Consider the following 9,491-nt stretch of genomic DNA (forward strand, 5'->3'; position numbering starts at 1 on the left):
GCCCCGCGGCTGACGCCGGCGGCTGCCGTCGCGCCACCGGTCGAGGTGCGCCCCGTGGCCGCCGCGCCCGCGCCCGTGCCGGCTCCACCGCCGGTCGACGATGCGCCGGTGCGCGAGGAGCCCATCCATCGCCACACGCTGATCCGTGCCACGCTGCCCAAGATCGAAGGACAGGTGCAGGAGCGCAAGCCGGCCGACTTCACGTCGTACGCGCGGCCGCAGCAAGGTCGACGTGGTGGCGGCGGGCGTCCGCGTCAGCCGCAGGCGGCAGGCAGCACCAGCTGGGGCGGATACTCGCCATACGCCAACGGCCATCCGTCCGGCAAGGGACCGCAGCAGGGTCAGGGTGGTCAGCCTGGCAAGTCGCGCCCCAACAACCGCCGCGGCCGGTAGGCCACAGGAACTCGTCGCATGTCGGATTTTTCGGGACGCACCGGTCTCATCGTCGGTGTCGCCAACAAGCGGTCCATCGCCTGGGCCATCGCGCAGCAGGCCGATGCGGCCGGCGCACGACTCGTGCTCACGTATCAGAACGAGCGCCTGAAGGAGAACGTCGAGGAGCTGGTGCCCCAGCTGACGACGCCTCCCATCCTGCTGCCGTGTGACGTGAGCCGCGACGAAGACATCAGCCACCTCTTCGCCACGCTGGACAGCCAGATCGACGGTCTCGACTTCGTCGTCCATGGCGCGGCATTCGCGCCGCGCGAGGCCCTGTCGGCGCCCTTCATCGAGACGTCGCGCGAGGCCTTCCGCACGGCCCTCGACATCAGCGCCTACTCGCTCGTGGCGATGGCCCGCGGCGCCGCGCCCCTGCTCGCGAAGAAGGGCGGCGGCAGCATCATCACGCTGTCGTACCTCGGCGCCGATCGGGTCTTCCCGAACTACAACGTGATGGGCGTCGCCAAGGCGGCGCTCGAGTCGTCGGTGCGGTACCTCGCCTCGGATCTCGGCGCCCAGAACATCCGCGTCAACACCATCTCGGCCGGTCCGATCAAGACGCTGGCCGCGTCCGGCGTCTCGGGCTTCTCGGGCATCCTGCAGGTCTACCGCGATCGCGCCGCGCTCAAGCGCAACATCGACACCGGCGACGTCGCGGGGGCCGCGATGTTCCTGCTGTCGGACTGGAGCCGCGGCGTCACCGGTGAGGTGATCTACGTCGATGCTGGCTACCGCCCGATGGGCATGTAGCTAGGCCGTCGGTGTCCACTGCTCCGTCCTGACGTGGTCGGCCGGGACGCCGAGCTGCGACAGGTGGTGGGTGAGGTCGTCCACCATCGTCGGTGGCCCGCACAGGAAACACAGGGGCAGGCCACCGACCGCGAAGCGGCCGAGCAGTGCCCGATCGATGCGGCCACGACGCAGCGTCGTTCCGGGCGAGACCTGTCGCGTGATCGTCACGACCGCCTCGCCGAGGTGGTCGTCCCGCCAGCCCGCCACCTCCGCGGCATACGCCACGTCGTCTTCGTCCTTCACCGAGTAGAGCAGGTGGCGCGGCCCGCGGTGGCCCTGCGCGCGCGCTTCGCGCGCCAGCGACCGCAGGGGCGCCAGCCCGGTGCCGCCGGCGATGAACAGCAGCGGCACGTCCGGCAAGGGATCGGGCAGCAGGAACGCACCGAACGGGCCCTCGAAGTCCAGTCGCGATCCCGCCTCTGCTGCATCGAGATGGCGCCCGAGCCCACCGCCGGGATTGACGCGCAGCAGGAACTCGATCCCGCCGTCGGCCAACGTGTCAGCGGGCGCTGACGCGATCGAGTACGGCCGACGCTCGCGCTGGCCGTGCAGCCCGAGCGCCGCCGCCTGCCCCGCCTGGTAGACGAACGGCACGTCGCCGAGGTCGAGGACCAGGCGGCGCGTGGTCGGCGTGGGGGCGGATATCTCGCGGACGGGAAGCGTGAGGGCGTCGGGCACGGGAATCGCTGGTCGGACGGCCCGGGGGCTCGCGCCGCGCCCGCCGGCGGACACGACTGGAGGTGGCACCCGGACGGCGCGGTCGGGTCAGGTGCCCGACGACTGCTGTCGATAGTATCCGGTCTGATACTGCTCGATGAGGGTCTTCATCCGCACCGCATCCCCCTTCCGATGCCCCGCGCAGCGGATTGGATTCACGCCGCCCGTCGTCTCGATGAACACGTCGGAGAAGAACATGTTCGTGTCGATGCGCACCGAGGCCACGTGGGCCATGTGGATGGAGTGCTCCAGGCGGCCGAACCACTCCGGCGTGTAGTGGACGACGCTGGTGGGGGTGATGAGGACCTGGACGGGCAACAACCGGTTGCCCCGACTCAGGCGGCTGGCCCGAAAGACGTGGCCCTCCGCGAAAGGGCGTCCCTTGCGCCAGACCCAGATGGCGGCGAGCAGGCACACGCCCAGCAGCGCCCCGAGCACGATGCCTGCAATCCCGGCCGTGGTGATCACGGCGGCAGGATACCCCGACTCCGGAGGTACCCTGTGTGTCGGGACTCGCCATGGGGACGCTGTTCTCGGAACTCGGGCCTCTGCGGGCCGCCATCGCCGACGGCCCGCTGATCTACGCCGACGCCAACATCCCGGCGCCCCTCGTGGCCTTCATGCGGACGCGCCTCCGGTGGGACGTCCTGCACGTCATCGATGAGCCCGAGTGGCGTCGCGCGACCGATCTGGCGCACTTTCACCGGGCCCGCGACCTCCATCGCACCCTGATCACGCTCGATCACGATTTCCTCGAGCGGCGCCGCTTCCCCCTCGCCGACAGCCCCGGCGTCCTCGTGCTCGCCGCGCCCGATGCGCGAGGCCTGCGGACGCTGCTGACCGAGGTCGATGCCTGGCTGCGGAGGGGCCGAGCGGTGTCGCCCCTTCGCGGTCGCACACTGCGTGTCGACGCGGGGTGGACCTGCCCCGCCGGCCCTGAGGCATGATGACGGTCCCATGCTGATCTTCGACGGCGCCCACCTCGTCCTCCCCGACCGCGTTCTCGCTCCAGGCCTTCTCGTCATCGACGGCGACCGCATCGTCGAGGTCGGCGTCGGCAGCGCTGACGGGCCCATGGCCGGGCTGTGGATCGTGCCCGGCTTCATCGACGTGCACGTGCACGGGGCCCTCGGGCACGACACGCTGGAGAGCCCGCGGGGCGTGGCGACGATCGCCGCGCACCTGCCGCGCTTCGGGTGCACGTCGTTTCAGCCGACCACGTTCGCCTGCCCGCCGGCGGCCCTCGAGATGCTGGCCGGGGCGATCGAGGCGGCCATGTCGTCGCCATCCCCCGAAGCCGCGCGCGTGCTGCCGGCCCACCTCGAGAGCAACTTCATGGCGCCCGACTACCGGGGCGCGCAACCGCTCACCGAACTGTGCCTGCCGCCCGGAGCGCCCGCCGACATGGCCACGCCAGGGACGGCCACGAGTTTCACCGCGGAGGACATCCTCGGCGTCATCGCCGCCCATCGCAGCGCCTTCGGCACGGTGACGCTGGCGCCGGAACTGCCGTCCGCGCTGGCCCTGATCCGGGACCTCGTGTCCCATGGCCATGGCGTCTCGCTGGGGCACTCGGGCGCCACGCTCGAGGAGGCGCGGGCCGGCATCGAGGCCGGGGCGCGCCGCGCCACGCACCTGTTCAACCGGATGCCGCCGCTGACGCACCGCGCCCCCGGCCTCGTCGGCGCCGTGCTGGACGACGACCGCGTGGCCGTCGAACTCGTGGCCGACGGCTTTCACGTGCACCCGGTGGTCATGCGGGCCGCGATTCGCGCCAAGCGTCCCGAGCGGGTCATGGCCATCACCGACGGTCTGGCCGGCGCGGGCCTGGCAGAAGGGGCCCGCTTCGAACTCGGCGGGCGCGGCGTCACGGTCCGCTCGCAGGCCTGCTTCCTCGATGACGGCACGCTGGCGGGCAGCCGGCTGACGATGGATCGGGTGTTTGCCAACCTCGTGGAGATGGTCGGCGTGACGCCCGCGGAGGCGGCGATGATGACGGCGACCGTCCAGGCGCGGACGCTCGGCCTCGGCGATCGCGGGCGGATCGCGGAAGGCCTGCTGGCCGACCTCGTCGTGCTCGACGCGGAGTGGTGCGTGCGGCAGACCCTGATCGGTGGCGCGGTCGTCTACGCCCACGACGGGTCCGCCTGAACGACATGACGACTGAACCCCTCCAGCGGCCCGCTCGTCTACTCATCGCAACCATGCGCCTCTCCCGGACCCTGCCCGTCGTGTGCTGCGCCGGCCTCCTGCCAACGCTGGCCGGGTGTGTGGTGCACGTGGATTCGGGTGGGTTCTCGGCACGCAAGGAGTCCCGCTTCACCGTCGAGGGACACCCGATCATCGACCTGACCACCTTCGACGGCGCTATCGAAGTGCAGGCCTGGGACGAGCCGGACGTGCTCGTGCGGGTCGAGTCGAGGGCGTCTTCCCGGGCGCTGCTCGAGGCGATCGACGTCGCGATGACGCAGGACGGCTCCCGGATTGCCGTCACGGTGACCGCCGAGACCCGCGAGGGCTGGCACTTCGACGGGGGAGGGACGGGGCGATCGGCGCGGGTCGTCGCCTCGGTGCCCGTGGACAGCGAGATTCGACTGCGAAGCGGTGACGGCTCCGTGCATGTCGAACGGGTGCGCGGCCGCATCGACGCCCGCACCGACGATGGCCGCATCGTCATGCGTGAGGTGGCCGGCGACATCACGGCCGACAGCGGTGACGGCAGCGTGCAGATGGAAGACGTCGATGGTCGCTGCACCGTGAGCACGCGCGATGGCAGCGTGCTGGTGAGCGGCCGCCTGGTGGGCGACCTCACGGCGCGCAGCGGCGATGGCTCGGTCACGGTCCGCGCCTCGGCCGGCAGCACCGTGACCGGGGCCTGGGAGATCGACACCGCTGATGGCGGGGTCGTGCTGTCCCTCCCCGACGCCCTCGACGCCAGGCTCGACGTCCTGACCAGCGATGGCCGCATCACCCTCAACGGTTATCCCGACCTGGCGGTCGAGCGGGAAGGCGACGGGCGCCGTCTGCAGGCCATGCTCGGCGCGGGCGCCGGCACCGTTCGCGTCCGCACGGGTGACGGCAGCATCACCCTGAAGCGCGCCCACGTGCCCGAGCCCCCGGCACCCCCCGCACCTCCGGCACCTCCATCGCCCCCGACGGCGCCCTGAGCGGCGCGATCGCAGAGCGCGGACGGCTCGGCGAGCCGTCCCTCCCAGTGGGACGCGCTCCCGACGCGTCGCGCTAGACGGCGCGGCGCGTGGCGTAGATCGTGGGGTCCTGCCCGATCGCCTCGACGAAGGCGTCGTGGCGTTCGCGGCACTTGCTGCACGCGCCGCAGTGGACGCCCCCCTCCGGTTTCATGCACGACATGGTCAGCGCCATCGGCGCGCCGAGGGCATGGCCGCGGCGAATCACGTCGGCCTTGTGCAGGGCCCGGTAGGGCGTCTCGATGGCCATCGGGTGCGCCAGGCCGAGCGTCAGCGCATGCGCCATCGCCGCATAGAACTCGCTGGTGGCATCAGGGAACGGATTGCCGGCCAGCGGACCGAGGGCGATGCGGCTGATCTTCTTCAGCGCGCAGTAGACCGCCGCCTTGCCGAGCAGCACGATGTTGCGGCCCACCAGGTAGACGTCCTCGTCGGGCGTGTCCCACGCGGGCGGCGTGCCCGTAATCGACCAGTGCGTGGGCGCATACACGTCGCGGACGGAGGCGTCGAGCACGTGCAGCGGTTCGACCCGAGACGAGGCGGGCAAGGCCTCGAGCGCCCGTGTCAGCATGGCGCGCTCCTCGCGTTCCCACGCCAGACCCGAGGCGACGTAGATGGGGAAGACCGTCGCCGTCGTCGCCAGATCGGCGGCCAGGACCACGCTGTCGAGGCCTCCGGAGCAGAGCACCGCGACGGCCGGGCCGTGTAAGGTGGATCCGTGTTCTACCGACACTTCGTCTTTGACCTCGATGGCACCTTGATCGATTCGCGCCAGGACCTGGCCGACGCCGCCAACGCGATGCTGGCCACCTATGGCGCGGCGCCCTTGCCGGTGCCGGCCGTCGTGGCCATGGTCGGTGAAGGCGCGCGGACGCTGGTGATCCGCGCCCTGGCTCGCGCCGAGGCGACCGCCGACCCCGACGAGGCCCTGGCCTGCTTCCTCGACGCCTATGCGCAGCGGCTCACCGTCACTACCGTGCCGTACGAGGGTGTGCGCGAGACGCTGGCGCACCTCCATCGACATGCCCGGATCTCGGTGCTGACCAACAAACCTCAGGCCCCTACCGACGTCATTCTCGCCGCACTCGGCCTGGCGCCGTTCGTCCATGCGGCGGTCGGTGGCGATGGCCCGCACGGGCGCAAGCCGGCGCCCGAGGCGCTGCTGGCGCTGATGGCGCAGAGTGGCGTGCCCGCCGCCGACACCGTCATGGTCGGCGATTCGTGGGTGGACGTGGCCACCGCGACCGCCGCCGGCATCGACGCGTGCCTGGTCGCCTACGGATTCGGCTACCCGGCCGTCGACGACGACCACCGTCGTCGGGCGCGCGTCACGGTGGCGACCGTCGACGAGCTCCAGCGCTTCGTCGCGTAGGCCACGTCGCGCTCACACCACGGCGTCGACGAGCACCTTCGACGCCGCGCGGGCGCCGAGGACGATCCGCCGCTCGTCGGCCCCCAGCACCGCGACGCTGTCAGCCGCCGGATCTCGCGCCACGACGACGACGGCCTGGCCGGGCATCAGCGCGCTCTGCTCGATGAAGCGAAGGAAGCCGGCGTCCTGGTCGGCGACGCGCGCCACCCGCACCGGTTGACCCACCGGGCACTCGAGCAGCGACTCGTAGGTGCGTTCGTGCACGCCGCCGTCCGCATTCGGGATGGGGTCGCCGTGCGGGTCCACCGACGGGAAGCCGAGCATCTCGTCCATCCGCCCGATCAGCCGCTCGGACACGGCATGCTCGAGGTGCTCCGCCTCATCGTGGACCTCGTCCCAGCTCATGCCCATCACCTGCACGAGGAACAGCTCGATCAGGCGGTGCCGACGCAGGACGAGCGCGGCCAGCTTGTCTCCGGCTGGGGTCAGGCGCACGCCGGCATACGGTTCGTACCGGACCAGCCCGGACTCGGCCAGCGCCTTCACCATGGTGGTGGCCGTGCCCGGCACCACATCGAGTGCGCTTGCCAGCTGCCCCATGGGCACGAGGGTCTCCGTGCCCAGCGCTCGTTGCGCCGAGTAGATGGCCTTGAGGTAGTTCTCGACGGTGCTCGACGGCAGCATGGCGTAGCGGCACTATGGTAATGCCGCGATGCCGAGAATGCCGGGAATGCCGACCGTGCCTCCGAGAGGGGCGCTTGCCGAGGCCCTGACCACGCCGGAAGGCAAGGCGCGCTACGTCCGCGACCTCTTCCACGAGATTGCGCCGCGGTACGACGACATCACGGTGTGGCTGTCGTACGGACGCGACGCCGCCTGGAAGGACGTCCTCGTCCGGATGGCGGCGGTGCAGCCAGGCGAGCGTGCGCTCGACCTCGCCTGTGGCACGGGCGACATCGCGGCCCGGCTTCGCGACGCCGGCGCCAGCGTCCTCGGGCTCGACCTCACACATCGGATGCTGACGCTCGCGGCCGCCAAGCCGCACCTGCGCGGCATGCAGTGGGTGTGCGGCGACATGCTCGCCCTGCCGGTGCCGGCCGGGTCGCAGGCCATCGTGACGGCGGGCTACGGTCTGCGCAACGTGCCGGACCTGCCGCAGTCGCTACGCGAGATCAGGCGCGTGCTCGCCCCGGGCGGGCGGGTCCTGTCGCTCGACTTCACGCTGCCGCGCCCGCCGCTGGTCCGCGCCGCGTACCTGGCCTACCTGCGCGCCGCCGGCGGTCTCGTCGGTCAGTGGCTGCACGGCGACCCCGACACGTACCGGTACATTCCCGCCAGCCTCGAGCGGTACCCCGGTGCCCCGGGCGTGGCCGACTTGATGCGCGCCGAGGGCTTCACGCAGGTGTCCTGGTGGCCGCTGATGGGGGGACTGATGGCGATCAACGTCGGCCACGTGCCGCGGTAGGCCGAGCGCAAGCCTGTTACTCTTGGGGGCCATGCTCGAAACCGCAGAGGTCCGTCGGCAACTGACTCATCGGCTCGCGGACCTGCGCAAGGCGCAGGCGCAGCGCCGCGCGGCCGCCGACGCCGCGCGCGCCGCCTTCGACGGCGTCCTCGAGCGCGAGATTGCCCCCACGGTCCGCCAGTTCGCGCAGGCGCTCAAGGCCGAGGGCTTCGCCTTTTCGGTGCAGACTCCGGCGTCGACGGTCCGGCTGGTGTCAGACCGCTCCAGCGACAACGTCATCGACATCGTGCTCGAACTCGGTGGCCCTCAGCCGACGGTCGTCGTCCACAGCGCCTACACGCGCGGGCGCCGACAGCTCGAGGACGAGCGGACCCTCGCGCAGGGCGAGGGCATTGCCGCGCTCGACGGCGAGCGGGTGCTGGCCGTGCTGCTCGACGTGATCGAGCCCTTCGTCGAGCGCTGAGTCGGAAGGCCCCCAGCCCGGCGGCGCCTGCGGACGTCTCAAGCACAGCGCCCCGTCGGGCGTCTGGAGGAACACCGTGCGCCACTCGCTGCTTTCCGTGCTGTTCCTGACGGGGCTGATCGCCACCCCCGCGGCAGCCCAGACCACCATGGCCCAGCCTTCTGCCCACGACATCGTCATCGCCTCGGGTGAGGGCGTCATCAAGCGGGCGCCCGACCAGGTCTTCGTCACCGTCGCGGCCGAGGCGCGCTCGCGCCAGCCCAACGCGGCGCAGGGCCAGAATGCCCGCGTCGCCACGGCCATTCGGGCCCGTCTCGAGACCTTCGCGCTCGCGGCCGACGCCGTGCGCACGATGAGCATCGAGATGCAGCCCGAGTTCGACTGGGCCGATGGCAAGCAGACGCTCCGCGGGTATCTCGCCACGAACGTCATCGAGATTCGTCTGGACGACGTCACGAAGGTCGGCGAGGTGCTCGATGCCGTGATCGCGGCCGGCGCGACGCGCATCACGGGCGTCCGCTTCACCCTCGAGGATCTCCCGCGCCATCAGCAGGAGGCCCTGACACTCGCCTCGGCGGCGGCGTTGGCGCGCGCGCGCGCCATGGCCGAGGGCGTCAGTCGGGCCGTCGACCGCGTCGTCCGGCTCGAGGAGAGTGGCAGTGTCGAGGGACCGCGGCCGCCGATGCCGATGATGCGGGCCATGGCGGCCCAGGCCGACGTGCCGGTCACACCCGTGACGGCCGGTGACGTCGAAGTGCGTGTCACCGTCACGCTGCACGCGTCCCTGCGGTGACCGAGTGGATCGGACCCGTGCTGGCGGCGCTCGCGGGCGCTGTCGTCACGTGGCTGGTGATGCGCGGGTCGCGGGTGTCGGTGGCCGACGCCCGTGCCCTGCACGCCGACGCGGCCGCCGCCGACGCGCGTGCGGGCGCAGCCACCGAGGCCCTGGCGCAGGCGCAGGGGGACCTCGACGAACTGCGTCGCGAGCTCGCCATCGCCCAGCGCGGCAAGGCGGTGGCCGAGACGCGCGCCGAAGAA

General features: G+C 71.7%; 12 protein-coding genes and 2 pseudogenes. 10 read left to right on the top strand and 4 right to left on the bottom strand.

Annotation, left to right across the window (positions count from 1 at the left end):
- Together Q0C41_RS27135 and Q0C41_RS27140 are read left to right on the top strand one after the other, a co-directional pair.
- Window positions 1–393 (top strand): annotated as a pseudogene (locus Q0C41_RS27135) (hypothetical protein); the annotation flags it as partial.
- Window positions 394–411: 18 nt separating this feature from the next.
- Window positions 412–1,188 carry an enoyl-ACP reductase gene (locus Q0C41_RS27140; protein ID WP_291989404.1) on the top strand — a complete coding sequence of 259 codons (777 nt, stop codon included), beginning with the start codon at window positions 412–414 and terminating at the stop codon, window positions 1,186–1,188.
- Here the strand turns inward: Q0C41_RS27140 and Q0C41_RS27145 are convergent, their stop codons facing one another.
- Both Q0C41_RS27145 and Q0C41_RS27150 read right to left on the bottom strand, forming a co-directional pair.
- On the bottom strand, window positions 1,189–1,908 hold the full coding sequence (locus tag Q0C41_RS27145; protein WP_291989405.1) for an FAD-binding oxidoreductase: 720 nt from the start codon (window positions 1,906–1,908) through the stop codon (window positions 1,189–1,191).
- A gap of 87 nt (window positions 1,909–1,995) precedes the next feature.
- Window positions 1,996–2,415: a hypothetical protein gene (locus tag Q0C41_RS27150; RefSeq protein WP_291989407.1), complete on the bottom strand. Its 420-nt coding sequence runs from the start codon at window positions 2,413–2,415 to the stop codon at window positions 1,996–1,998.
- Between the two features lie 35 nt (window positions 2,416–2,450).
- Between Q0C41_RS27150 and Q0C41_RS27155 the strand changes: the two genes are divergently transcribed.
- The 3 genes from Q0C41_RS27155 to Q0C41_RS27165 are packed head-to-tail and all read left to right on the top strand — an operon-like array spanning window position 2,451 to window position 5,114.
- On the top strand, window positions 2,451–2,894 hold the full coding sequence (locus Q0C41_RS27155; protein WP_291989409.1) for a DUF5615 family PIN-like protein: 444 nt from the start codon (window positions 2,451–2,453) through the stop codon (window positions 2,892–2,894).
- Window positions 2,895–2,904: 10 nt separating this feature from the next.
- Complete coding sequence (nagA, locus tag Q0C41_RS27160) at window positions 2,905–4,098, top strand: N-acetylglucosamine-6-phosphate deacetylase (protein WP_291989411.1); 1,194 nt, start codon at window positions 2,905–2,907, stop codon at window positions 4,096–4,098.
- A gap of 53 nt (window positions 4,099–4,151) precedes the next feature.
- Entirely contained in the window at window positions 4,152–5,114 is a 963-nt protein-coding gene (locus tag Q0C41_RS27165) for a DUF4097 family beta strand repeat-containing protein (RefSeq protein WP_291989413.1), read from the top strand.
- Window positions 5,115–5,187: 73 nt separating this feature from the next.
- On the opposite strand, the gene Q0C41_RS27170 is transcribed toward Q0C41_RS27165, so the two are convergent.
- The gene (locus tag Q0C41_RS27170; protein WP_291989414.1) at window positions 5,188–5,841 is read right to left on the bottom strand and encodes a 7-cyano-7-deazaguanine synthase; all 654 of its coding nucleotides are present in this window, start codon (window positions 5,839–5,841) and stop codon (window positions 5,188–5,190) included.
- Window positions 5,842–5,871: 30 nt separating this feature from the next.
- Here Q0C41_RS27170 and Q0C41_RS27175 point away from each other — a divergent pair, with 30 nt between their 5' ends.
- Complete coding sequence (locus Q0C41_RS27175; RefSeq protein WP_291989416.1) at window positions 5,872–6,525, top strand: HAD-IA family hydrolase; 654 nt, start codon at window positions 5,872–5,874, stop codon at window positions 6,523–6,525.
- A 12-nt stretch (window positions 6,526–6,537) separates the two neighbouring features.
- Here Q0C41_RS27175 and Q0C41_RS27180 read toward each other — a convergent pair whose 3' ends face one another.
- Window positions 6,538–7,209 carry a metal-dependent transcriptional regulator gene (locus tag Q0C41_RS27180; protein WP_291989418.1) on the bottom strand — a complete coding sequence of 224 codons (672 nt, stop codon included), beginning with the start codon at window positions 7,207–7,209 and terminating at the stop codon, window positions 6,538–6,540.
- Between the two features lie 46 nt (window positions 7,210–7,255).
- Between Q0C41_RS27180 and Q0C41_RS27185 the strand changes: the two genes are divergently transcribed.
- From Q0C41_RS27185 to Q0C41_RS27200, 4 genes and pseudogenes are all read left to right on the top strand, one after another.
- Complete coding sequence (locus Q0C41_RS27185) at window positions 7,256–7,990, top strand: ubiquinone/menaquinone biosynthesis methyltransferase (protein ID WP_291989420.1); 735 nt, start codon at window positions 7,256–7,258, stop codon at window positions 7,988–7,990.
- 31 nt (window positions 7,991–8,021) lie between these two features.
- The gene (locus Q0C41_RS27190; RefSeq protein WP_291989422.1) at window positions 8,022–8,453 is read left to right on the top strand and encodes a hypothetical protein; all 432 of its coding nucleotides are present in this window, start codon (window positions 8,022–8,024) and stop codon (window positions 8,451–8,453) included.
- Between the two features lie 76 nt (window positions 8,454–8,529).
- Window positions 8,530–9,246: an SIMPL domain-containing protein gene (locus Q0C41_RS27195; RefSeq protein ID WP_291989424.1), complete on the top strand. Its 717-nt coding sequence runs from the start codon at window positions 8,530–8,532 to the stop codon at window positions 9,244–9,246.
- Window positions 9,243–9,491 (top strand): annotated as a pseudogene (locus Q0C41_RS27200) (hypothetical protein); the annotation flags it as partial. The gene Q0C41_RS27195 and the pseudogene Q0C41_RS27200, both read left to right, overlap by 4 nt.

This window comes from Luteitalea sp., from assembly GCF_022842525.1.
GTDB lineage: Bacteria > Acidobacteriota > Vicinamibacteria > Vicinamibacterales > Vicinamibacteraceae > Luteitalea.